General features: G+C 66.0%; 22 protein-coding genes. 14 read left to right on the top strand and 8 right to left on the bottom strand.

The annotated features are described in order from the left end of the window. Positions 1 to 209: 209 nt before the first annotated feature. The 3 genes from Q0L89_RS02215 to Q0L89_RS02225 are packed head-to-tail and all read left to right on the top strand — an operon-like array spanning position 210 to position 3518. Complete coding sequence (locus Q0L89_RS02215) at positions 210 to 989, top strand: SDR family NAD(P)-dependent oxidoreductase (protein WP_296762188.1); 780 nt, start codon at positions 210 to 212, stop codon at positions 987 to 989. Continuing rightward, on the top strand, positions 989 to 2668 hold the full coding sequence (locus tag Q0L89_RS02220; RefSeq protein WP_296762190.1) for a long-chain-fatty-acid--CoA ligase: 1680 nt from the start codon (positions 989 to 991) through the stop codon (positions 2666 to 2668). Before Q0L89_RS02215 ends, Q0L89_RS02220 begins: the two co-directional genes overlap by 1 nt. Positions 2669 to 2702: 34 nt before the next feature. Then, a complete protein-coding gene (locus Q0L89_RS02225; protein ID WP_296762192.1) occupies positions 2703 to 3518 on the top strand; it encodes an IclR family transcriptional regulator in 816 nt (271 codons plus the stop codon). Position 3519: 1 nt separating this feature from the next. Here Q0L89_RS02225 and Q0L89_RS02230 read toward each other — a convergent pair whose 3' ends face one another. Beyond that, positions 3520 to 4488, bottom strand: coding sequence for an NADPH:quinone oxidoreductase family protein (locus Q0L89_RS02230; protein ID WP_296762194.1), 969 nt, complete (start codon positions 4486 to 4488; stop codon positions 3520 to 3522). 239 nt (positions 4489 to 4727) lie between these two features. Between Q0L89_RS02230 and Q0L89_RS02235 the strand changes: the two genes are divergently transcribed. After that, positions 4728 to 6359 carry a long-chain fatty acid--CoA ligase gene (locus Q0L89_RS02235; protein WP_296762196.1) on the top strand — a complete coding sequence of 544 codons (1632 nt, stop codon included), beginning with the start codon at positions 4728 to 4730 and terminating at the stop codon, positions 6357 to 6359. 49 nt (positions 6360 to 6408) lie between these two features. Here the strand turns inward: Q0L89_RS02235 and Q0L89_RS02240 are convergent, their stop codons facing one another. The 6 genes from Q0L89_RS02240 to Q0L89_RS02265 form a co-directional block, all read right to left on the bottom strand. Beyond that, positions 6409 to 6930 carry a GNAT family N-acetyltransferase gene (locus tag Q0L89_RS02240; RefSeq protein ID WP_296762197.1) on the bottom strand — a complete coding sequence of 174 codons (522 nt, stop codon included), beginning with the start codon at positions 6928 to 6930 and terminating at the stop codon, positions 6409 to 6411. A gap of 51 nt (positions 6931 to 6981) precedes the next feature. Further along, positions 6982 to 7689, bottom strand: a complete 708-nt coding sequence (locus tag Q0L89_RS02245) for an ABC transporter ATP-binding protein (protein ID WP_296762199.1) — start codon at positions 7687 to 7689, stop codon at positions 6982 to 6984. Beyond that, positions 7686 to 8471, bottom strand: coding sequence for an ABC transporter ATP-binding protein (locus Q0L89_RS02250; RefSeq protein WP_296762200.1), 786 nt, complete (start codon positions 8469 to 8471; stop codon positions 7686 to 7688). Before Q0L89_RS02250 ends, Q0L89_RS02245 begins: the two co-directional genes overlap by 4 nt. Beyond that, positions 8468 to 9739 carry a branched-chain amino acid ABC transporter permease gene (locus Q0L89_RS02255; protein ID WP_296762202.1) on the bottom strand — a complete coding sequence of 424 codons (1272 nt, stop codon included), beginning with the start codon at positions 9737 to 9739 and terminating at the stop codon, positions 8468 to 8470. The genes Q0L89_RS02250 and Q0L89_RS02255 overlap by 4 nt, the downstream gene beginning before the upstream one ends. Continuing rightward, the gene (locus Q0L89_RS02260) at positions 9736 to 10668 is read right to left on the bottom strand and encodes a branched-chain amino acid ABC transporter permease (protein ID WP_296762204.1); all 933 of its coding nucleotides are present in this window, start codon (positions 10666 to 10668) and stop codon (positions 9736 to 9738) included. Before Q0L89_RS02260 ends, Q0L89_RS02255 begins: the two co-directional genes overlap by 4 nt. Positions 10669 to 10767: 99 nt before the next feature. Beyond that, a complete protein-coding gene (locus Q0L89_RS02265) occupies positions 10768 to 12003 on the bottom strand; it encodes a branched-chain amino acid ABC transporter substrate-binding protein (protein ID WP_296762206.1) in 1236 nt (411 codons plus the stop codon). Positions 12004 to 12129: 126 nt separating this feature from the next. On the opposite strand from Q0L89_RS02265, the gene Q0L89_RS02270 reads away from it, so the two are divergent. The 10 genes from Q0L89_RS02270 (at position 12130) to Q0L89_RS02315 (ending at position 21301) form a co-directional block, all read left to right on the top strand. Further along, positions 12130 to 13308, top strand: coding sequence for an acyl-CoA dehydrogenase family protein (locus Q0L89_RS02270; RefSeq protein WP_296762207.1), 1179 nt, complete (start codon positions 12130 to 12132; stop codon positions 13306 to 13308). Between the two features lie 8 nt (positions 13309 to 13316). Continuing rightward, complete coding sequence (locus Q0L89_RS02275; RefSeq protein WP_296762209.1) at positions 13317 to 14450, top strand: acyl-CoA dehydrogenase family protein; 1134 nt, start codon at positions 13317 to 13319, stop codon at positions 14448 to 14450. A 28-nt stretch (positions 14451 to 14478) separates the two neighbouring features. Beyond that, positions 14479 to 15297, top strand: coding sequence for an SDR family NAD(P)-dependent oxidoreductase (locus Q0L89_RS02280; RefSeq protein ID WP_296762258.1), 819 nt, complete (start codon positions 14479 to 14481; stop codon positions 15295 to 15297). Positions 15298 to 15300: 3 nt separating this feature from the next. After that, positions 15301 to 15771, top strand: coding sequence for a MaoC family dehydratase (locus Q0L89_RS02285; protein ID WP_296762210.1), 471 nt, complete (start codon positions 15301 to 15303; stop codon positions 15769 to 15771). Positions 15772 to 15903: 132 nt separating this feature from the next. Then, positions 15904 to 17106, top strand: coding sequence for an acetyl-CoA C-acyltransferase (locus tag Q0L89_RS02290; protein ID WP_296762212.1), 1203 nt, complete (start codon positions 15904 to 15906; stop codon positions 17104 to 17106). Next, complete coding sequence (locus Q0L89_RS02295; protein ID WP_296762214.1) at positions 17106 to 18092, top strand: nitronate monooxygenase family protein; 987 nt, start codon at positions 17106 to 17108, stop codon at positions 18090 to 18092. The genes Q0L89_RS02290 and Q0L89_RS02295 overlap by 1 nt, the downstream gene beginning before the upstream one ends. A 2-nt stretch (positions 18093 to 18094) precedes the next feature. Beyond that, a complete protein-coding gene (locus Q0L89_RS02300; protein ID WP_296762215.1) occupies positions 18095 to 18757 on the top strand; it encodes a histidine phosphatase family protein in 663 nt (220 codons plus the stop codon). 10 nt (positions 18758 to 18767) lie between these two features. Then, positions 18768 to 19805, top strand: coding sequence for a phosphotransferase family protein (locus Q0L89_RS02305; protein ID WP_296762217.1), 1038 nt, complete (start codon positions 18768 to 18770; stop codon positions 19803 to 19805). Between the two features lie 10 nt (positions 19806 to 19815). Continuing rightward, complete coding sequence (locus tag Q0L89_RS02310; protein ID WP_296762219.1) at positions 19816 to 20226, top strand: PaaI family thioesterase; 411 nt, start codon at positions 19816 to 19818, stop codon at positions 20224 to 20226. A 34-nt stretch (positions 20227 to 20260) separates the two neighbouring features. Then, the gene (locus Q0L89_RS02315; RefSeq protein WP_296762221.1) at positions 20261 to 21301 is read left to right on the top strand and encodes an NADP-dependent oxidoreductase; all 1041 of its coding nucleotides are present in this window, start codon (positions 20261 to 20263) and stop codon (positions 21299 to 21301) included. A 103-nt stretch (positions 21302 to 21404) separates the two neighbouring features. Here Q0L89_RS02315 and Q0L89_RS02320 read toward each other — a convergent pair whose 3' ends face one another. Next, complete coding sequence (locus tag Q0L89_RS02320) at positions 21405 to 22478, bottom strand: acyl-CoA dehydrogenase family protein (protein WP_296762222.1); 1074 nt, start codon at positions 22476 to 22478, stop codon at positions 21405 to 21407. Positions 22479 to 22480 lie beyond the last annotated feature (2 nt).

A 22480-nucleotide genomic window follows, 5' to 3' on the forward strand; every position in this document is an offset into this window, starting at 1 on the left:
TGAAGCGCGGATCTGGGCGCGCGCGTACATGCCTTCGCTGATATCTCAGATTCGGCGGGCGATGAGAACGTATTTGTGACCTTGCGACATCGGTGCCCGCGTCAGCTCTGGCCGCGAACGACATATCCCGCAAGGCGGAAGTATATTTCGAAATATTGATCCGGCTCAGGCTTTGTGCAAACGTCTTGTGAAAGCGCGAGGAGCAGCACATGAGATTTGACGGCAAGAACGCCATCGTCACCGGCGCCTCCGGCGGAATCGGGCGGGCCACGGCGGCCCGTCTCACGGCAGAGGGCGCGCGCGTGGCGCTGGTGGATATTGACAGCGATGCGCTGGCCAAAGCCCGGCCGGACACCGGCGGCCCGCACATGACCCGCGTCTGCGACGTGTCGGACGAAAACGCCGTGCGCGCCTGTGTCGATGCCGTTCGGGCCGAATTCGGCCACATCGACGTGCTGTGCAACAACGCCGGCATCATCTGCACCGCGGCATCGATCACCGACATCGACAGCGCCGAGTGGCCGCGCGTCATGGGGGTGAACCTGTTCGGGGTGGCGCATTTCATCAAGCACACCGCACCGGTCATGATCGAGGCCGGCAATGGCGGCGCGATCGTCAACACGGCCTCGGTGGCGGGTATCCGGTCGGGCGCGGGGGGCAACATCTATTCCGCATCCAAGGCGGGGGTGATCAACCTGACCATGACCAGTGCCTGCGATCTGGGCCAATACGGCATCCGCGTCAACGCGGTCTGCCCCGGCCTGATCGAGACCGGCATGACAAGGCCCGTCTTCGAGCACGCCCGCGCCGCCGGCAAGGAATCGCGGCTTGGCTCGCGTTGCGAATTGCGGCGCTACGGCCGGCCCGAGGAGATCGCCGCCGCCATCGCCTTCCTGGCCAGCGACGACGCCAGCTATATCACCGGGCAGGCGCTGCCGGTGGATGGTGGCAACACCGCGTCGCTGAACCTGCCGGGGATGAAGTTCTGATGCCGGCGATCACCCGACACCTGGCACACTGGCCATCCGGTGTGCCGCACCACCTGGAATTACCCGCGCGCAGCATCTTCGACAACCTGGCCCAGGCTGCGGCGCGGTTTCCCGACAGTCCGGCGCTGATCTTTCATGGCGCGGTACTGCGCTATGCCGCGCTGCTGAAGCAGGTCGAGGCGCTGGCCGGCGCCTTGCAGGCTCATGGTGTCAAGCGCGGCGACCGAGTGCTGCTTTACATGCAGAACAGCCCGCAATTCGTCATCGCCTATTACGCGATCCTGCGCGCTGACGCGGTGGTGATCCCGGTCAACCCGATGAACCGCCATGCCGAGCTTGAGCACCTGGCGCGCGACACCGGCGCGCGCGTCGCGCTGGCGGGTGCCGAGTTGCTGGCGCATGTCGCGCCGCTGGTCGAGGCGGGCGCGCTGGACCACGTCATCGCCGCGGCCTATGCGGACATGGCCGACCCGGCGCGCGACATCCCCCTGCCCGGGCCGCTGGACGCGATGTCGGGCCGCGACGTCGCCGGCCCCGGTGTGATTGGCTGGAATGATGCAATTGGCGCCGGGTTCCGCCCCGGTGCGCACCGCGCCGGGCCCGACGACTTGGCGGTGATCCCCTACAGCTCGGGCACCACCGGGCAGCCCAAGGGATGCATGCACAGCCACCGCACGGTAATGGTCACCGCGCTTGGCAGCGTGGTCTGGAACCCGGTGGACGAGGCCGACGTTCACCTTGCCACGCTGCCACTGTTTCACGTCACCGGCATGCAGGCCAGCATGAACGGCCCGCTGATGGCGGGCGGCGCGATGGTGCTGATGACCCGCTGGGACCGCGCCACCGCCGCAGCCTTGATCGAACGGCACCGGGTGACACGCTGGCGCTCGATCTCGACGATGGCGATCGACCTGGTCAACGACCCCGATTTCAGCCGCTACGATCTGTCCAGCCTTCAGGCCGTCGGCGGCGGTGGCGCCGCCATGCCCGAGGCCATCGCCACCCGGCTGCACGCCATGACCGGGCTGCACTACGTCGAAGGCTACGGGCTGTCGGAAACCATGGCCGCCACGCATATCAACCCGGTCACCGAACCGCGTCGGCAATGTCTGGGCATCCCCGTCTTCGACGTCGACAGCCGCGTGATTTCCACCGAGGATGGTCACGAACTGGGCCCCGGCGAGGTAGGCGAGATCATTACCCACGCGCCGCAGGTGTTCCTTGGCTACTGGAACCGGCCCGACGAGACAGCCAAAGCTTTTGTCGAGATCGAGGGCAAGGCGTTCTTCCGCACCGGCGACCTGGGGTATTACGACGAGGACGGCTATTTCTACATGGTCGACCGCGTCAAGAGGATGATAAACGCCGCCGGCTTCAAGGTCTGGCCGGCCGAGGTCGAGGCGCTGATGCATCACAACCCCGACATCGCCGAGGTCTGCGTGATCGGCGCGCAGGATCCGCGCCGCGGCGAGACCGTCAAAGCCTATGTCGTGCCTGCCGTGCATGCCGGCGACACCCTCACCGAGGCCGCCATCATCGACTGGTGCCGCACCGAAATGGCCGCCTACAAGTGCCCGCGGGCCGTGGCGCTGGTGGACAGCCTGCCGAAATCGGGCGCCGGCAAGGTGCTGTGGCGTCAACTGGCCGAAGCCGACGTGACGGAAAACTCCGGGAATTGACGCGGCGTCATCTTCCTGCGACAGGACAAGCGAAATGAGAAAAAGAACCGCACAGACACCCGACGAGGAGGCCAACGGCGACCGCCAGTTCGTCACCGCGCTGCATCGTGGGCTGGAGTTGCTGCGCGCCTACAAGCCTTCGGACAAGGCCGGGCTGGGCAACCGTGAACTGGCGGCACGCACCGGGCTGCCAAATTCGACCGTGTCGCGGCTGACCTACACGCTGCTCAAGCTGGGTTACCTGGTCTATGACGAAGACACCGGCCGTTATCGCATGGGGGTGCCGGTGCTGGGGCTGGGCTATGCCTGCCTTGGCGGGCTCAAGGTACGCGAGACCGCGCAGCCGATGATGCAGAAACTGGCCGACGAAAGCGGCGATGGCGTGCTGGTGGCGCTTGGCGGGCGCGACGACCTTGCGATGACCTATATCGCCTGTGCGCGCGCCGCGCGCAGCATGATCTCGTTGCAGCTCGATGTCGGATCGCGGATTTCGCTGAAACGCTCGGCCATGGGGCGCGCCTATATCGCCGGCACATCGGACAGCGAACGTGCCCAGATCATGGAGCGGATCGAAGAGGCCACCCCGCCCGAGGATTGGCCGCGTATCCGCGACGAAATCACCGAGGCCGCCGAACAGATCCGCGCCCGCGGATTCTACGCCAGCATCGGCAAGTGGCAGTCGGACGTGAACGCGGTGTCCGTTCCCTATCGCCCCTCGCAAAGCGATGCACCAATGCTGGCGTTCAATCTTGGCGGGCCCGCCTACATCCTGCCACGCGAGCGGCTGGAAGAAGAACTCGGTCCGCGCCTGGTGGCGATGACCGAGGCGCTCAGGCGCACCGGCGCCTGATCTATTCCGGCACCAGGACGATCTTGCCGACGGCGCCCCGATTCAGGATGCGGTCGAGCACCTGCGCGGCCTCGGACAGGGGATAGCGCCCCTCGATCAGCGGGCGCACCTTGCCGGCCTGGTACCAGCCCAGCAGCTCGGCCATGTTGTCGGCGTAGGTGTCGGGTTCGAACCGGGTGAAGTTGCCCCAGAACACGCCGACGACGCTGTATTCCTTGACCAGCGCCAGGTTGACCGGCAGTTGCGGGATCGTGCCGCTGGCGAACCCGATGATCAGCAGCCGGCCACCGCGCGCCATCGCCCGCGCGCAGGCGTCGAAAGCCGCGCCGCCGACGGTATCGAACACCGCGTCGGCTCCGCGCCCCTCGGTCAGCGCCTTGATGTCGTCCTTGAGGTCGTCATAACCGATCGCCTCGTCGGCGCCGTTGTCGCGCGTCAACTGGCGCTTTTCATCGCTGGAGGCGACGGCGATCACCCGCGCGCCGATGATCCTGCCGATCTGCACCGCGGCGATGCCCGTGGCGCCCGCCGCGCCCAGCACCACCAGGGTTTCGCCCTGGGCCAGCCCGGCGCGCTGCTTGAGCGCGTGGTGCGACGTACCGAACGCCACCAGCAGGGCACAGGCGTCGGCGGCATCCATGTCGCCGATGGGAAACACGCGTGCTTCCTCGGCCAGCACCTTTTCGGCGTAACCGCCCAGCGAACAGATGGTGGCGACGCGGTCGCCCGGTTGCAGGCGCGTCACCTGCGCGCCAACGCTTTCGACAACGCCGGCGGCCTCCATCCCCGGGACGAAGGGGTGCTCGGGCCGCATCTGGTATTTGCCCTGCACCAGCAGCCCGTCGGGATAGTTGACGCCGGCCGCCTCGGTCCGGATGACAACCTGCCGGCCGCTTGGCACCGGGTCGTCCATGTCACCGTAAACCAGTTGATCGAGCGGGGCGAATTCGTTGCAGATGATGGCTTTCATCGGGGTCTCCCTCATATTGCCTCCAGCCTAGGCGCGCGACGCGGATCAGGCAACGGAAACAAGGGGTTCCGTCGCGTCGCATCGAAAGCGGCCCGCATCGCGGAACGGTTGGCGGCAGTCCGGCCGGCGCATTGGGATGACGCTGCGGAAATCCGGCCCGAAGCGTGAAATTGACTTGGGAAATCAGGGGCCGGCGGCTAGGTTCTCAGCCAGCAGACACATGACCATGGGAGGGGATCATGCAAGGCATGATGATGCATCAACCGCTGCGGATCAGCGACATTCTTACCTACGCGGCCGAGGTTCACCCCAAGGGCGAGATCATCTCGTCGCGCACCGAGGGCGACATCCACCGCCAGACCTACCCCGAGACGCTGGCGCGCGTATCGCAACTGGCCCATGCACTGCGGGCGCACGGCATCGGCATGGGCGATCGGGTCGCGACGCTGGCCTGGAACGGCTATCGGCATTTCGAACTGTATTACGCCGTTTCAGGGATCGGTGCGATCTGCCACACGATCAACCCGCGCCTGGCGGCGGAACAACTGATCTACATCGTCAACCACGCCGAAGACCGGATGATCTTTGTCGATACGACTTTCGTGCCGATCCTCGAGGCGGTGAAGGATCACCTGCCCGACGACATCACCTACGTCGTGATGACGGATCGCGCGCACATGCCCGAAAACAGCCTTGGTGCGCTGTGCTACGAGGAACTGCTCAAAGGCCAGCCCACCGAAATGGACTGGCCCGCGTTCCCCGAGGATACCGCCGCGGGCCTGTGCTATACATCCGGCACCACCGGGCACCCCAAGGGCGCGCTGTACACGCACCGCTCGACGGTACTGCATGCGCTGATGATCTCGCTGGTTCAGGGCGCCGTCTTCGAGGAAGGCGTCAAGGTGCTGCCGGTGGTGCCGCTGTTTCACGTCAACGCCTGGGGGCTGCCCTATTCGGCACCGCTGATCGGGCTGACGCTGGTCATGCCGGGGCCGGCGCTGGACGGCCCGAGCCTGTTCAAGCTGATGGACCAGGAAGAAGTCTATTCCGCCTGGGGTGTGCCCACGGTGTGGCTGGGCCTCCTGGCCGAAATCGAGGCGCAGGGCCGGCTGCCCAAGGGCTTCGGCGACGTGGTCGTGGGCGGCTCTGCGGCGCCGCGCAGCATGATCGAGACGTTCGAGAAACACGGCGTCAACGTCGGCCACGCCTGGGGCATGACCGAAATGAGCCCCATCGGCACCCACGGCAACATGCCGCCAGACGTGCTAGCACTGCCCTTCGAGCAGATGATCGACATGAAAGCCAAGCAGGGCCGCCGCATCTTTGGCGTGGATCTCAAGATCGTCGATGACGACGGCAAGCGGCTGCCTCATGACGGGCAGGCCGTGGGGGAACTTTATGTGCGCGGCAACACGGTGGTGTCAGGCTATTTCCACAACGAAGAGGCCACAGCCAAGGCGATAGACGCCGAAGGCTGGTTCGGCACCGGTGACATCGCCACGATCACCCCCAACGGCATCCTGTCGATCCAGGACCGCTCCAAGGACCTGATCAAGTCGGGCGGCGAATGGATCAGCTCGATCGACCTGGAAAACGCCGCGATGTCGCACCCGGCCGTCGCCAGTTGTGCCGCCATCGCCATGCCCCATCCCAAGTGGGACGAACGCCCCGTCCTGGTGGCGGTGCCCGCCGGCAAGGAGCGCCCGGGCCTTGAGGAAATGCACAACCACATGGCCGAGCATTTCGCCAAGTGGCAATTGCCCGACGACCTGATCTGGGTCGATGACCTGCCGCTGACGGCCACCGGCAAGGTGTCGAAGCTGACGCTGCGCCAGAAGTTTTCCGACTATACCCTGCCCGATCTGCGTTGAGGATGGCGGCCGCGTCGCCGCCACCGATGGGCGGCGACGCGGCCGTTATTCATGCCCATAGCGCCGGGTTGCACCACGGTCCGGGCACGCGCAGGGTGCCGTTCATCGGTGCGTCGTCCCCGCCCAGCGAAAGCGATTGCCATGCCGGCGCCCATTCCCGCGGAAGATCGTAGGGCGGCCTGATGTCCGACGTCGCGGCGAAACCGTGGCGCCCGTAATAGGCCGGATCCCCCAGTACCAGCAAGCGGGCCGTTCCCGCCGCTTCCAGCCGCGTCCGCCCACCCCGGATTAGCGTGCTGCCTATCCCCTGGCACTGGTGGCGCGGCAACACCGCAACCGGCCCGAGCAACGCCACCGGTGCTGCGTGCCCGCCTACTGTACCGGGCGTGAACACCGCGTGCCCCGCTGGCACGCCCCTGGCGAGCGCCAGCAAGGACAGGACATCCGGCAGTTCCAGAAGCGACCGCACGAGCGGCAACAGGTCTTCGTCTGGAAACGCCGCCGGATAGAGCGTCTGCAGGAACGCGATATCGGCGGGCGTGCTTTCACGCAGTGTGATCGCGTCGGTCATGCGGCTATCCTGTCAAGGGCATCCACATGATCGCAAGCACCGCAGTGCGCGTCAAACCTCCAGCCACTCCTTGCGGATGTCGTCTCGGGTCTTGAACTCCTCCGGGGTGCCTTCGTAGACGATCTCGCCATGGCCCATCACGTAGACCCGCGCCGCGATGCGCAGCGCGATCGACAGCTTCTGCTCGATTAACAGGATTGCCACACCGGCACGCGCGATATCGGCGATCATGTCGCCCACCTGCTGCACGATCCTGGGCGCCAGGCCCTCGGTCGGCTCGTCTATGATGACCAGGTCGGGGTCACCCATCAGCGTGCGGCACATGGTCAGCATCTGCTTTTCGCCGCCCGACAGCACGCCGGCGGGGTTGTCGGCCCGCGCCCTGAGGTTGGGAAACATGTCGAGCATCTGATCGATGGTCCAGCGGCCGGTTTTCTTCATGTCCTTGATGCCCAGGATCAGGTTCTCGCGCACTGTCATCATCGGAAAGATGTCGCGGCTTTCGGGCACGTACCCCAGCCCCAGATGCGCGATCCGGTAGCTTTCCAGCCCGTCGATGCGCTGCCCCTTGAAGGTGATCTCGCCCTTGGGCTGCACCTCGCCCATGATCGCCTTGGCAGTGGTCGAACGCCCCACACCGTTGCGCCCCAGAAGCGCGATCACCTCGCCGGGCATGATTTCGATGTTCACACCCTGCAGGACGTGGCTCTTGCCGTAATAGGCGTGCAGGTTCTTCACCGTCAGCATCGGGTCTGTCATTGCGCGTCTCCCGCGGCGGCCAGCGCCTGTTGCTCGTCCCCGTCACCCAGATAGGCCTCGCGCACACGCGGATCGCCGCGTATCTCCTCGGGAGTGCCGGTGGCGATGATCTGGCCGTAGACCAGCACCGAAATACGGTCGGCAATGTTGAACACCACGCCCATGTCGTGCTCGACGATGATCAGCGTCTTGCCCGCCGTCGCCTTTTCGATCAGCGCCACGGCGCGGTCGGTTTCCGAATGGCTCATCCCCGCGGTGGGCTCATCCAGCAGCACCACATCGGCGCCGCCGGCAATGGTGATGGCGATCTCCAGCGTGCGCTGATCGGCATAGGACAGCAGCGCGGCGGGCATCTGCGCCTTGTCCAGCAGGCCGACACTTTCCAGTATCTCGCCGGTCTTGCGCTGCACCTCGTGCAGGTTGCCGACGTTGCGCCAGAAGCTGTAGCCATGGCCCAGCGAATAAAGCACCCCGCAGCGCACGTTCTCGCGCACGCTCATGTTGGCAAAGATGTTCGAGACCTGGAAACTGCGCGACAGCCCCATGCGGTTGATGACATGCGGCGGCAGACCGACAATTTCCTCATCGCCCAGCTTCACGCTGCCGGCGGTCGGCTGGTAGAGCCCCGATATCAGGTTGAACAGCGTCGACTTTCCGGCGCCGTTGGGGCCGATGATGGCGTGCCTCTCACCCGGCGCCAGGTCGAGGTCGACACCGCAGATGATCTCGGCGGGGCCGAAGTTCTTTTTCAAACCCCTGATCGAAAGCGCAGGCGTGGTCATCCGTGGCCCTCCTCGATTTCTCTTGCCATGCGCAGCACACCGAACCCGGCCGCGAAGAAGCCCGCGATCAGGAACCAGCTGAGCGGCGTGTCGATGCCGAGGTGCAGGCCGAAGGGCTCGAACACCTCGCCATAGCCATTGGACCAGCGCACCGCGATCTCGACCAGGATCACCAGCCCGGTGAAGGCAAGCGCCACGCCGGCGGCCTGCTTGGCCCGCCGCGCCAGCACCCCGTCGGTCCCGCCGCGGCGCAAGATACCCAACAAGCCGTAGACGATCCCCGCGACGCCGCCCGGAGCGTACATCACGATGGCGATGAACAGCAGCCCGAGATACAACAGCCAGGCCTCGGAATAATCCGACAGCATCGACTGCATGTAGGTCAGCAGCACCGCGCCCATGATCGGGCCGGTGAAATAGCGGATGCCGCCGATATAGGCCATCAGCAGCACCAGCCCCGACGGCGCCAGCGACAGCGATTCCGGGGTGAATATCTCGTAATTCACCGCCGACATCCCGCCAGCGAGTCCGGCAAAGGCGCCGGCGAAGATGAATACCAGATAGCGCACGCGGTCCGGGTTGTAGCCGACGAATTGCACCCGCTCGGGGTTGTCGCGGGTGGCTTCCGACATCTTGCCCAGCGGCGTGCGTGTGAACGCGTAGATGCCCAGCGTTCCCAGAAAGGTCCAGAACGCGATGAACCAGTAGATATCTTCTACCGGCCCCATCGACAGGCCGAACAAGCGCGGGCCGACCATGCGGTCGCTGGTCACGCCCATCTCGCCGCCGAAGATCGAGCCGAACATGTATCCCGCCGACGCGACCAGTTCGGCCACCCCCAGCGAGATCATGGCGAACGGCACGCCCGAGCGTTTGCACGACGGCCAGCCGATAACGACACCCGCCAGCGCGCCGGCGCCAAACCCGATCACCGGCAGCATGAACACCGGAAAACCGGCCCAGAACCCCGACGATCCGGCACCGATGGCGTTCATCGCGTGCAGCACCGCATAGCCGCCCAGGCCGAAATACACGGCGTGGCCGAAAGACAGCAGTCCGGCGCGCCCCAGCAGCATGTTGTAGGACAGTGCGAAGACGATATTGATCCCCATCGCCGCGATCAGCGAATTCATCGTTCGTGACGGATCGAACAGCGGGATCGCCGCCAGCAGCACGATCATCACAATGAAAGGCAGCACCCGCTGGCGAAACTTGTCGGTCGCCGAAGGGGCCAGGTCGTCATAGCTTTTCATGGCCTGCTCGCTCATAGCTCACGATCCCCCATCAGGCCGCGCGGGCGTATCATCAGGATCAAGACCAGCATCAGGAACGGGATCATCGGCGCCAGCGACGCGATGGTGATGCCGCCCAACTCGGACGTGGCAGTCAGCCCCAGCCATCCGAACAGGTCCGCGAAAGAGGCATCGACACCCACCGCGAAGGTTTGCATCAGGCCCAGCAGCATCGCGGCGAGAAACGCCCCGGTCAGGCTGCCCAGCCCGCCGACGACGACCACCACGAACACGATCGGCCCCATCTGCACCGCCATCGCCGGGTCCGTCACCAGGTAGTTGCCGCCGATCACACCGGCCAGCCCGGCCAGCGCACAGCCGGCGCCGAACACCAGCATGAAGATACGCGGCACGTTGTGCCCCAGATGCCCCACCATGTGCGGATGCGTCAGCGCCGCCCGGATGATCAGCCCCGCCCGCGTGCGGTTGAGGATGAACCACAGCGCCACCAGCATGCCGACCGACACCATCAGGATGAACACCCGATAGGCGGGATATTCGGCACCGAACAACTCGAACAGCGGGAAATCCAGCACCTCGGGCACGCGGTAATCCACCGAACTGCGGCCCCAGACGATCTTGACCATCTCGTCGATCAGATAAGCCAGCCCGAAGGTGAACAGCAACTCGGCGACATGGCCGTGCGCGTGGACGTTGCGCAGGCCCCATTTCTCGACCGCTGCGCCGACCAGCCCGACCAGCACCGGCGCCAGGATCAGCGCGATCCAGAAATTGGTAACCCCCATGATCGAGTAGGCGAAATAGGCCCCCAGCATGTAGAAACTGGCATGGGCGAAATTCAGAACTCCCATCATGCTGAAGATCAGGGTCAGGCCGCTGGACAGCATGAACAGCAACAGCCCGTAGATCACCCCGTTCAGGAGCGAGAAAACGATCGTTTCCATCAGGACCTCGTGTCAGAAAACCTGCGCGCGCATCCCGGCGCGGCCGACATGCAAGAGCGGGCGACGCGCGCCGCCGCCCGCTTTCGTTGCATCAGCGAGTCACCGCTCGGGGCGATCCATCTGGCAGGTGGTCGGCTGCGCCGTGGCACCGGCCGCGATCCGGTCGGCATCGCTGGCCGTCCAGCCAAGGCCGGTGTCCTCGACATCGCGTTCGACATCGGCCGAGAAGGTCGACACGAACAGATCCTGCAACACCTGGTGGTCCTTGGCGCGCATCGTCACCTTGCCGTAGGGGCCGTCATAGGTCATCCCCTCCATGGCAAAGGCGATATCGACGGGGTCGTTGCTGCCCGCCTTTTCCGCCGCCATGTCAAGAAAGTTCACGGCGTTGTAGGCCCGGTGATAGTAGTAGTCGTATTCCGGGTAGGTTTTCTCGTAATCCTCGATCCGGGCGATCTGCGCATCGGTCGTGGGGTAGTTTTCGACGAATTCCGACACCTGCAACACCTGCCCGACGGCCGCCTTGCCCATGGCCGTCGCCGCGCCAAGCGAGCCGCCGTAATAGGTCAGGATCGGCGCCTCCAGGCCCGAATCCATCGCCGCCTTGACCAGCAGCACCATGTCGGCGCCCCAGTTGCCGGTGATCACCGCGTCAGCGTCCGAGCTGATGATCTTCTGGATGTAGGGGGTGAAATCCTTGACCCGTCCCAGCGGGTGCAGCTCGTTGCCGACGATCTCGATATCGGGGCGCTTTTCGGCAAGCTGGGTGACGGCCGCCTTGGCCACCGCCTTGCCGAAGGAATAGTCCTGCCCGATGACATAGACATTCTTGATATCTTCACGTTCGGAGATCCAGTCGGTCGCCGCCGCCATTTTCATGTCGACATGGCTGTCAAAGCGGAAATGCCAGAACGAACACCGGTCGTTGGTAAACGCCGGGTCCACGGCGGCGTAGTTCATGAACAACACCTCGTCACCGGGGTTGCGCTTGTTGTGCTTGTTGACCGCGCCGATGATCGCCGAGGCCACCGACGAGCCGTTGCCCTGCGCGATGAAGCGGATGCCGCGGTCGATCGCCTTTTGCAACTGCACCAGCGATTCCTTGGGGCTGACCTTGTTGTCGAAGGGCACCATCTCCAGCGTCGCGCCATTCATGCCGCCATCGGCGTTGACCTCCGACACGGCGTGCTCCCACTGATGCAGGCCCGCGGTGCCCGACGGTCCGAACGGGCCCGACAACGGGTCGATGAACGCGATCTTCACGGTCTCGGCAGATGCGCCACCGGCGGCAAATGCCATCGCTGCCGCAAGCGCGGCGGATTTCACAAGTTTCATTTTTTCCTCCCATGTCGAAAAGCTGCCACTCCGGCACGCCCTTCTTGACGGCGATGAAAAGATGATATTGCCTTGCTGTCAAGTCCGGCGAAATTCTATTCCGCCTTGCGAAATTACGGAGACACCATGACCACAGCAGCGAGCGACCTGGAGACATTCAGGGCCGAAATTGCCGGCTGGATCGCCACGGCCTGCCCCGACGGCCTGCGCAACCGACCCATGAACGAGGACAGAATCGTCTGGGGCGGCCGTCGCTGGGTGTTCGACGACGACGATCAGCGCATCTGGCTGGAACGCGCCATCGACAAGGGAATCACCGCGCCGCGCTGGCCCGTCGAATACGGCGGCGGCGGCATAAGCCGCGCACACGAAAAGATCCTGCGCGAGGAAATGACCCGCCTCGGCGCCCCGCCACCGCTGGAAAGCTTCGGCTTGTGGATGCTGGGCCCGGCGCTGCTGGCCTTCGGCAGCGACGAACAGAAGGCACGCCACCTGCCGCCCATCACGCGCGGCGAAATCCGCTGGTGCCAGGGCTATTCCGAACCAGGCGCCGGCAGCGATCTGGCCAACGTGCAGACCCGGGCCGAGGATATGGGCGATCACTACCTGATCAACGGGCAGAAAATCTGGACCTCATATGCCGACCAGGCCGACTGGATATTCGCGCTGGTGCGTACAGACCGCGAGGCGCCCAAGCACAAGGGCATTTCGTTTCTGCTGATGGACATGGAAAGCCCCGGCATCAGCACCCGGCCGATCCGCCTGATCTCGGGCAAGTCACCATTCTGCGAGACGTTCTTCGACAACGTGAAGGTGCCCAGGGAAAACCTCGTGGGCGAGGTGAACCGTGGCTGGGATATCGCCAAGTACCTTCTCACGCATGAGCGCGAGATGATCGGCGGCGGTGCGCGCGGACTGCTTGGCGGGCGGTCGCTGGGCGCGTTCCTGGGCGATCTCGGCGCCGACGTGCTGGACGATCCGGTGATCCGGGCCGAAGCGATGGCGGCCGAAGTGGACACGCTGGCCTTCGCCATGACCATGGACCGCTACAAGGATCGCGCCGAGGCCGGAAGCGGCGTCGGCGATGCCAGCGCGATGCTGAAATACTACGGCACCGAACTGAACAAACGCCGCTACGAATTGCTGATGACCGCCGCGGGCAGCGACGCGCTGCAATGGGACGGGCCGCACGGGGCGCTGGCGCCGGAATGGCTGCGCACCAAAGCCAACTCGATCGAGGGCGGCACTTCCGAGGTAATGCTCGACATCATCGCCAAGCGGGTGCTTGAGTTGCCAGGCGCATGAGGACGACGATGACAAGCCTGCTTGATTCCGACGACGAGGTCATGCTGCGCGATGCCGCGCGCGGCTTTCTCGACAGCAACGCACCGGTTGCGGCCCTGCGCGCCAACCGTGACGAGGGCCGCGCCCACGACCCGGTGCTGTGGCGCGACATGGCGGCGATGGGGTGGGCCGGGGTGCTGATCCCCGAAACGGCGGGCGGCGCCGACATGGGCCACCGCGCGGCCGGCATCCTGGCCCACGAAATGGGTGTGACGCTGGCTGCCTCGCCGTTTCTGTCCAGCGCCGTGATCGCCGCCACCACGCTGCGCCACGCCGCCGGCGCGCGGGCCCATGACGCGCTGGCCGGTATCGCCGCGGGCGAGGTGACCTACGCACTGGCGGTGGACGAGGGCCCCAAGCACGCCCCCGAACGCAGCGCACTCAGCGCCGAGCGCGCCGGCAACGGCTATCGCCTGTCGGGCGCCAAGACCTTTGTCGCAGACGGCGCCAGCGCCGGCCGCGTGCTGGTACTGGCACGCACCTCCGGCACGCCGGGTCAGGCGGCGGGTCTATCACTGTTCGACATAGACGCCGACCGCGCCGGGCTGAGCCGAAGGCCGCTTGATACCGTGGATGCGCGCGATCATGCGCGGCTCGATTTCGATGGCGTCGAGGCTACCGGCGACGACCTGCTGGGCGAGGCCGACGACGCCATGCGCCTGTTGCGCCCGGCGCTTGAGGCGGGTCAGGCGGCGCTGGCGGCGGAACTGGCCGGGCTGGCAGGCGGCATCAGTGCCATGACGCTGGGATACCTCAAGGAGCGGCGCCAGTTCGGCCGCACCATCGGCAGCTTTCAGGCCTTGCAACACCGGGCCGCGCATCTGTGGGCCGAGACCGAGGTCACCGCCTCGGCCATCGCCAACGCCGGTCGGGTACTGGATGAAACACCAGACGACGCGACGCTGGCGGTATCGCTGGCCAAGGCGCGGGCCACCCGCACCGCCGATCTGGCGGTGCGCGAAGGCATCCAGATGCATGGCGGCATAGGCATGACCGACGACCACGACGCCGGATTTTTCATGAAACGCGCCCGTGTCGGTGCGGAATGGCTGGGCGACTACGGCTATCATGCCGCGCGCGTCGCCGCCGCCCGCGGGTTCTGAGAAGGGAGACACCACAATGACCACCACGATGACACCCGAGGCGCTGTTCGACCTGACAGGCAAGACCGCGCTGGTCACCGGCGGTGCCACCGGCATCGGGCGCATGGCCGCCGAGGGGCTCATGGCCGCCGGCGCCCGCGTTCTGATCGCCAGCCGCAAGGCCGACGCCTGCGAAGCGGTGGCCGACGAGTTGAACGCCATGGGCCTGAAGGGCCGCGCCGAAGGGTTCGGCGGCGACGTCGGCACCGAAGCCGGTGTCGAGGCGCTGGCCGCCGAGGTCGCGGCACGCACCGACAAGCTGCACATCCTGATGAACAACGCCGGCCGCACATGGGGCGACCCGCTGGGTCAGCATCCCTACAAGGCGTGGGAAAAGCTGCTGGCGGTCAACGTGACCGGCATGTTCCACCTCACGCAGGCGCTGCTGCCGCTGTTGCGCGCCGCCAGTGCCCCCGGCGACCCCGCGCGCATTGTCAACGTGGGCAGCGTGATGGGCGACATCCCCAAGGGCACGATGACCTATTCCTACGCCACATCCAAGGGCGCGGTGCATCACATGACGCGGGTGCTGTCGAACGACCTGGCGCCCGAGGGCATCACCGTCAACGCCATCGCGCCGGGGCCGTTCGTTTCCAACATGACTGCCTTTGCCATCGGCACCGAGGAAGGCCAGGACAAGGCCGCCAAGGGCGTGCCTTTGGGCCGGGTCGGTCAGCCCGAGGACATCGCCGGCGCATTGCTTTACCTGTGCGGGAAGGGCGGCGCCTATGTTTCCGGCGCGATCCTGCCGCTGTCGGGGGGCATGCAGTCGAACGCGCCGGGCACCCTGTTCAACGAGGATTTGTAAGCCATGCCGCCCGCCATCAGCCGCGCCGACATGGCCGCCCGCGTGGGCCGCGAAATCGGCGTGTCGCGGTGGTTCACCATCGATCAGGCGATGATCGACGGCTTTGCCGACATCACCCATGACCACCAGTTCATTCACGTCGATCCCGCCGCCGCGGCACAAACGCCCTTCGGTGGCACCATCGCGCACGGGTTCCTGACGCTGTCGTTGCTGTCGGCCATGGTCTATGATGCCATCCCGGCAATGGAGGGGGTGACGATGGGCGTGAACTATGGCTTCGATCGGGTTCGTTTTGTCAGCCCGGTGAAGGTGGGCGCGCAGGTGCGCGGGCGCTTTACCCTGGCGGCGTTCGACGACCTGGCCCCCGACGCGGTGCAGACGACGCTGGATGCCACCGTGGATATCGACGGCGCCGAGCGCCCGGCGCTTGTCGCACGCTGGCTGGGCCGGCGATATTTCGGTGCCACGCCATGACCGGGCGCGTCGGCGTCGGCCACACCACCCTGCCCGGCCGCGGAGCCCGTTCCCCGGCCCGGACATCATACCTTAATGGCCCGCAAGCCCCGCGCCGCGCGGGCCGCAACGTATCACGAAAGGATCAGATCAATGCGTGACGCCGTCATCGTATCAACCGCCCGTACCCCCATCGGCAAGGCCTATCGCGGCGCCTTCAACGACACCCAGGCGCAGGCGCTGATCGGCCACGCCATTCGCCACGCGGTGGACCGCGCCGGACTGGAAGGCCACGAAATCGACGATTGCATCGTCGGCGCGGCGCTTCAGCAAGGCTCGACCGGCAGCAACATCGCGCGGCAGGGATTGATTCGCGCCGGCCTGCCGGTATCGGTTGCCGGCATGTCGCTTGACCGGCAATGCGCCAGCGGCATGATGGCCATCGCCACCGCCGCCAAGCAGGTGGTGCAGGATGGCATGGAGGTGGCCATCGGCGGCGGCGTCGAATCGGTCAGCCTGGTACAGAACGACAAGATGCGCACCGACCGGCTGCGCGACCCGTGGATCATGGAACACAAGCCGGCGCTTTACATGTCGATGCTGGAAACCGCCGAGGTCGTCGCGCGGCGTTACAACATCAGCCGCGATGCCCAGGATGAATACAGCCTGCGAAGCCAGCAACGCACCGCCGCCGGGCAAGAGGCGGGCCGTTTCGATGACGAAATCGTGCCCCTGCCCACAACCATGCTGGTGCAGGACCGCGAGACAAAGGAAATCAGCCGCCGCGAGGTGACGCTGGAAAAGGACGAGGGCAACCGCCCGTCGACCACGCTGGAAGGGCTGCAATCGCTAAATCCGGTCCACAAGGGCGGGCTGGAGATTGCCGAGGGCGGCTTCATCACCGCGGGCAACGCCTCGCAACTGTCCGACGGGGCCTCGGCCGCGGTGGTGATGGAGGCCGCCGAGGCAGAGCGCCGCGGGCTGCAACCGCTGGGCCGCTACGTGGGCGTGATGGCCGCCGGGTGCGAGCCCGACGAGATGGGAATCGGCCCGGTCTTTGCTGTGCCCAAGCTGCTGGAAAAGCATGGGCTGGGGATCGACGATATCGGCCTGTGGGAACTCAACGAGGCATTCGCGGTGCAGGTGCTGTATTGCCGCGACAAGCTGGGCATCCCCGACGAGTTGCTCAACGTCAACGGCGGCTCGATCTCGATCGGCCACCCCTACGGCATGTCGGGCGCGCGCATGGTCGGCCACGCCCTGATCGAAGGCAAACGCCGCGGCGCGCGCTATGTCGTATGCACCATGTGCGTGGGCGGCGGCATGGGCGCCGCGGGCCTGTTCGAGGTGCTTTGATGGGTCACTTGCCGTCACAGTTGCAGGGGCTGCGTATCCCTGCCGTTGGCTCGCCGTTGTTCATCATCTCGAACCCCGAGCTGGTGATCGCGCAGTGCAAGGCGGGGATCGTCGGCGCGTTCCCCGCGCTCAACGCGCGCGAGGCCGAGGGCGAGCCGGTCATGCTGGAAGCGTGGCTCAAACGCATCACCGAAGAGCTGGACCGCCACAACCAGGCCAACCCCGACCGGCCCGCCGCACCCTTCGCCGTCAACCAGATCGTGCACCGCTCGAACGAACGGCTGGAGCGCGACCTGGAAATCTGCCACCGCTGGCGCGTGCCGATCTGGATCACCTCGCTGGGCGCGCGCGCCGAGGTCAACGCCGCCGCCCACGATTGCGGCGGCATCGCCCTGCACGACATCATCAACAATCGCTTCGCCCACAAGGCCATCGAGAAGGGCGCCGATGGCCTGATCGCGGTGGCCGCCGGCGCCGGCGGTCACGCCGGGGCGCAATCGCCCTTTGCGCTGGTGCAGGAAATTCGCGAATGGTTCGACGGGCCGCTGCTGCTGTCGGGGTCCATCGCCACGGGACGCGCGCTGCTGGCGGCGCAGGTCATGGGCGCCGACCTGGGCTATGTCGGGTCTCCCTTCATCGCCACCGAAGAGGCGAACGCGCCCGACGACTACAAGCACATGATCGTCGACTCGGGCGCCGAGGATATCGTCTATTCCTCACTGTTCACCGGGGTGCACGGCAACTACCTGAAACCGTCGATCGCGCGTGCCGGGCTGGACCCCGACAACCTGCCCGATTCCGACCCCTCAGCGATGAATTTCGGCGAAGGGCGGCAAAAGCCCAAGTCGTGGAAGGAAATCTGGGGCGCCGGGCAAGGCATCGGCGCGGTGCACGAAGTGACACCCGCCGCCGCGCTGGTCGACCGGCTGGCGCGCGAATACGACGCCGCCAGGGCCGAGACGGCGAAACTGATCGGGCGGGGGTGAGGATGGGCACGCTTTACCTCATCCGGCATGCGCAGGCGTCGTTCGGCGCGGCGGACTACGACGTGCTGTCCGACACCGGGCATGCGCAGTCGCATGCGCTGGGGAAAGCACTGGCGCGGCAAGGGGTGCGGGCGGACGCGATGTTCATCGGCGCGCAACGGCGCCACCGCGAAACGCTCGAGGGTATCTTGGCGGGCATGGGCGCGCAGGCGCAGCCGCAGGTGCATCCGGGCCTCAACGAATTCGACTTCAAGGCGCTGCTCGACGCGCGGTTCCGCAACGCATCGGCGCCCGATAACCTGCACGGTGACCGCAAGACGCATTTCCGCACCCTGCGCGACACGGTGCTGGCCTGGCAGCGCGACGAGGTGCCCGACCCGCCCGAGACATGGGCGCAGTTCACCGCCCGCGTCGAGGACGCCCGCCGCGCCATGGCCCAGCAAGACGGCGACGTGATCGCCGTCAGTTCCGGCGGCGCCATCGGCCAGATGCTGGCCGCCGCGCTGGCCGCGCCGCCCGAACAGCAGATCCGCCTGCAACTTCAGATGAAGAATTGCGCGGTCAACAGGTTCGTCCATTCGCCGCGCAACTTCTACCTGCACGGGTTCAACGAGACCCCGCATATCGACGCCTCGAATACCGACACATTACTGACATATAGTTGAAGGGCACGCCATGACCGACAGTTCCTCTGCCCGGCTCGATACCGACGCGGTTGCCTCGTGGCTTGAACAAAACATGCCCGGCTTTTCCGGCCCCATCGAAGAGGCCGAGAAATTCGATGTCGGCCAATCCAACCCCACCTACCGGGTGGTGACCCCCTCGGGGCGCTACGTTTTGCGGCGCAAGCCGCAGGGGGTGCTGCTGAAATCCGCCCATGCGGTAGAGCGGGAATTCAGGGTACAGAAGGCGTTGTTCGAAACCGACGTGCCGGTGCCCCGGATGCATGTGCTGTGCGAGGACGACACGGTGATCGGCTCGGCCTTCTACGTGATGGACGAGGTGCCGGGCCGCCATTTCGACGACCCCCGCCTGCCCGAGCTGCCGCGCGAGAACCGCCGCCCCGTTCTGGACGAGATGAACCGGGTTCTGTGCGCCATCCACGATGTCGATCTGGCGGCGACGGGGCTTGATGATTACGGCCCCGGCGGCAACTACTACCGCCGCCAGATCGACCGCTGGACCAAGCAATACCGCGCCAGCGAAACCCAGCACATCGAGGCGATGGAAGAGCTTATCACCTGGCTCGACGCCAACGTGCCGGCCGATGACGGGCAGCGCACCCTGGTGCATGGCGACTATCGCATCGACAACATGCTGTTTTCCCACGATGGCCCGCGCTGCGCCGCGGTGCTGGATTGGGAACTGTCCACCACCGGGCACCCCTATGCCGACCTGGCCGCTGTCGTGATGCAATGGGCGATGCCACCGGGGGCCGAAGGCCGCGGGCTGGCTGGCGTGGACCGCGCCGCCGAGGGGCTGATGAGCGACCAGGAATTCATCGACGCCTATTGCGCCCGGCGCGGCATTCCGGGGATCGACGGGTTCGGCTTTTACCTCGCTTTCGCCTTCTTCCGCATGGGCGGCATCCTGCAAGGCGTTCTCAAGCGCGCGCTGGACGGCAACGCCTCGAACCCCGAGCGCGCGCGCAAGCTGGGCAGTTTCGTGCCCCATTTCGCCGAGGCCGGCCTGAAGGCGGCCAAGACGGTATGAAGAGGCATCCATGACCACACCCGAGCTTGACCCCGACATCGTCGAGGCGCCCTACCCGTTCCAGCGCCATCTCGGGTTCGATTTCGCCGCGTGGCGCCCCGATTACTGCCGGCTGACATTGCCGCTGGCGCATGAATTGATGAACCGCTACGGCATTCCCCATGGCGGCGTCCATGCCGCGATGCTGGATTCGGCCATGGGGTTCGCGGGGTGTTACACCGGCGACCGCGATGCGCCACGCTTGGCGATGACGCTGTCACTGAACGTCAACTACCTTGGCCAGGCGCGCGGCGGCGTGTTGATCGCCGAAGGCACGCGCACCGGCGGCGGGCGCAAGACATTCTTTGCCGAGGGCAAGATCACCGACGAACAGGGCACCGTCGTCGCCACCGGAACGGGTGTTTTCCGATACCGGGGCTGAGCACGACAAGCATCGCAACATGAAAGGAAACGACATGACAGAGCAAATGCAACGGATCGTTCTGGCCCGCCGCCCCGAGGGCGAACCGGTAGCCGAGGATTTTCGCCTCGAAGAGGCGGCCCTGCCTGATCCCGCCGATGGCGAGGTTCTGGTCAAGGTCCACTACATGTCGCTGGACCCCTACATGCGGGGCCGCATGGACGACGCAAAATCCTACGCCACCCCGGTGCCCGTGGGCGGCACCATGGAAGGCGGCGCCGTGGGCGAGGTTGTCGCCTCGAAATCGGACGCGTTCGCGCCCGGTGACTACGCCTTCGGCATGTTCGGCTGGGCCAGCCACGGCTGCCTGCCGGCACGCGAGCTGCGCAAGCTCGATCCGGCGCACGGGCCGCTGACCGCCGCACTGGGGGTGCTGGGGATGCCCGGTTTTACCGGCTGGTTCGGGCTGAACGAATACGGCAAGCCGAAAAACGGGGAAACGCTGGTCGTGGCCGCCGCCACGGGGCCGGTGGGGTCGATGGTGGGGCAGTTGGCCAAGGCGCAGGGTCTGCGCGTTGTTGGCGTCGCCGGCAGTCCCGAGAAATGCGCCCTTGCCACCGGCCGGTTCGGTTTCGACGCCTGTCTCGATCACCACGCATACGCAGATGGCAAGGAAATGCGCGCGGCGCTGGCCGAGGCCTGCCCCGACGGCATCGACATCTATTTCGAAAACGTCGGCGGCAAGGTTCTGGAAGGCGTCCTGCCGCTATTGAACGTAGGCGGGCGCATCCCCGTCTGCGGAATGATAAGCTGGTACAATGCCGGCGCCCTGGGCGCCGACGCGGGCGGCGCCAAGGACAACCTGCCCAAGCTGTGGCGCACGATCCTGGTCAACCGCCTGCATGTGCATGGCTTCATCATTGCCGATCACTTCGACCGCTACCCCGAGTTCCTGTCCGAGGTCGGCCCCAAGGTCGCATCGGGCGAGATCGGAATCCAGGAGGACATCGCCGAAGGCCTTGAAAACGCGCCCGAGGCGTTCATGGGCATGCTCAAGGGCCGCAATTTCGGCAAGCAGATAGTGAAAATCGCCTGACCCCCGCCGGGGCGGTCAACGGTGCCGTCCCGGCTTCATCTTTCCCAAAATACTCCGGGGGAGTCGCCGAAGGCGACGGGGGCAGCGCCCCCGACCCGCCGGGTCAGGCCGCGGCGTTACCCGCCATCACCTTCGCCAGGTGATAATCTGTATCGCCCAGTTGGTGATCCAGCATCACAAGCCGCTTGGCGTAGTGCGACACCGGGTATTCCCAGGTCATGGCGATGCCGCCATGCATCTGGATCGCCTCCTCGGCCACCAGTCGCGCGGCGCGGCCGATCATGTTCTTGGCCATCGCGGCAAAGCGGGTGGCCTGCGGGCCATCCAGTTCCGCCGCCGCCTTGATGGTGATCGAGCGCGACTGCTCGATCTCGGTCAGCATGTCCACCGCGCGGTGCTGCAACACCTGGAACTTGCCGATCGGCACGCCGAACTGCTTGCGCTGGCGCAGGTAGTCGAGCGTTGTGTCGTGAGCCACCTCCATGGCGCCCACGGCCTCGGCGCACAGCGCGACGATGCCGGCGTTCAGCGCCGCCTCGATGGCGGCGGCGGCATCCGCGATCAGCAGCCGCGCCGACGTGTCGTCAAGCAACACCTCGGCGGCGCCACCACCATCGATCATGGCATAGCCCACCACCTGCGCATCACCTGCCTGCACCTCGAACAACGCGACCTTGCCGTCGAGACGCGCCGCGACCAGCAGGACATCGGCAACCTGGGCGCCATAAACGGCCGTCTTGCGCCCCGACAAGACGTGCCCATCGCCGCGCGCCTCGGCCGCGCAGGAAATACCGGCAATATCATACGGAGCGTCCAGTTCGGACAATGCGGCGGCGTATTTCGTACCACCCGTCAGCAACGCCTCCTGATCGGCGCCCGCCGCGCCCAGCAGGCGCGAGGACAGCAGCGCCGCCAATACCGGCTCGGGACACAAGGCACGGCCAAGCGCCTCGAACACCACCGAGATGTCGAAACCGGTGCCGCCGAAGCCGCCCGCATCCTCGGGCGCCAGCGCGTAAAGCGCGCCCAGATCGGCCAGTTCGTCCCACTTGGCCGGGTCGTGGCAGGGCATCTCGTAGGCCACCTCGTTGCGGTGCTCGATCGTGTACTTGTCGGCGAGGTAGCGCGCCAGCGTGTCGGCCAGCATGCGCCGGTCATCGGTCAGGTTGAAATCCATCG

The organism is Sediminimonas sp., from assembly GCF_024637375.1.
Lineage (GTDB): Bacteria > Pseudomonadota > Alphaproteobacteria > Rhodobacterales > Rhodobacteraceae > Sediminimonas.

Bases quoted from the DNA above. Each gene is read 5' to 3' on its own strand.
- Q0L89_RS02290 (WP_296762212.1), top strand. From the start codon at position 15,904: ATGCGTGACGCCGTCATCGTATCAACCGCCCGTACCCCCATCGGCAAG.
- Q0L89_RS02220 (WP_296762190.1), top strand. From the start codon at position 989: ATGCCGGCGATCACCCGACACCTGGCACACTGGCCATCCGGTGTGCCG.
- Q0L89_RS02295 (WP_296762214.1), top strand. From the start codon at position 17,106: ATGGGTCACTTGCCGTCACAGTTGCAGGGGCTGCGTATCCCTGCCGTT.
- Q0L89_RS02280 (WP_296762258.1), top strand. From the start codon at position 14,479: ATGACACCCGAGGCGCTGTTCGACCTGACAGGCAAGACCGCGCTGGTC.
- Q0L89_RS02250 (WP_296762200.1), bottom strand. From the start codon at position 8,471: ATGACCACGCCTGCGCTTTCGATCAGGGGTTTGAAAAAGAACTTCGGC.
- Q0L89_RS02225 (WP_296762192.1), top strand. From the start codon at position 2,703: ATGAGAAAAAGAACCGCACAGACACCCGACGAGGAGGCCAACGGCGAC.
- Q0L89_RS02265 (WP_296762206.1), bottom strand. From the start codon at position 12,003: ATGAAACTTGTGAAATCCGCCGCGCTTGCGGCAGCGATGGCATTTGCC.
- Q0L89_RS02270 (WP_296762207.1), top strand. From the start codon at position 12,130: ATGACCACAGCAGCGAGCGACCTGGAGACATTCAGGGCCGAAATTGCC.
- Q0L89_RS02215 (WP_296762188.1), top strand. From the start codon at position 210: ATGAGATTTGACGGCAAGAACGCCATCGTCACCGGCGCCTCCGGCGGA.
- Q0L89_RS02230 (WP_296762194.1), bottom strand. From the start codon at position 4,488: ATGAAAGCCATCATCTGCAACGAATTCGCCCCGCTCGATCAACTGGTT.
- Q0L89_RS02305 (WP_296762217.1), top strand. From the start codon at position 18,768: ATGACCGACAGTTCCTCTGCCCGGCTCGATACCGACGCGGTTGCCTCG.
- Q0L89_RS02315 (WP_296762221.1), top strand. From the start codon at position 20,261: ATGACAGAGCAAATGCAACGGATCGTTCTGGCCCGCCGCCCCGAGGGC.
- Q0L89_RS02245 (WP_296762199.1), bottom strand. From the start codon at position 7,689: ATGACAGACCCGATGCTGACGGTGAAGAACCTGCACGCCTATTACGGC.
- Q0L89_RS02260 (WP_296762204.1), bottom strand. From the start codon at position 10,668: ATGGAAACGATCGTTTTCTCGCTCCTGAACGGGGTGATCTACGGGCTG.
- Q0L89_RS02235 (WP_296762196.1), top strand. From the start codon at position 4,728: ATGCAAGGCATGATGATGCATCAACCGCTGCGGATCAGCGACATTCTT.
- Q0L89_RS02285 (WP_296762210.1), top strand. From the start codon at position 15,301: ATGCCGCCCGCCATCAGCCGCGCCGACATGGCCGCCCGCGTGGGCCGC.
- Q0L89_RS02255 (WP_296762202.1), bottom strand. From the start codon at position 9,739: ATGAGCGAGCAGGCCATGAAAAGCTATGACGACCTGGCCCCTTCGGCG.
- Q0L89_RS02310 (WP_296762219.1), top strand. From the start codon at position 19,816: ATGACCACACCCGAGCTTGACCCCGACATCGTCGAGGCGCCCTACCCG.
- Q0L89_RS02240 (WP_296762197.1), bottom strand. From the start codon at position 6,930: ATGACCGACGCGATCACACTGCGTGAAAGCACGCCCGCCGATATCGCG.
- Q0L89_RS02275 (WP_296762209.1), top strand. From the start codon at position 13,317: ATGACAAGCCTGCTTGATTCCGACGACGAGGTCATGCTGCGCGATGCC.
- Q0L89_RS02300 (WP_296762215.1), top strand. From the start codon at position 18,095: ATGGGCACGCTTTACCTCATCCGGCATGCGCAGGCGTCGTTCGGCGCG.
- Q0L89_RS02320 (WP_296762222.1), bottom strand. From the start codon at position 22,478: ATGGATTTCAACCTGACCGATGACCGGCGCATGCTGGCCGACACGCTG.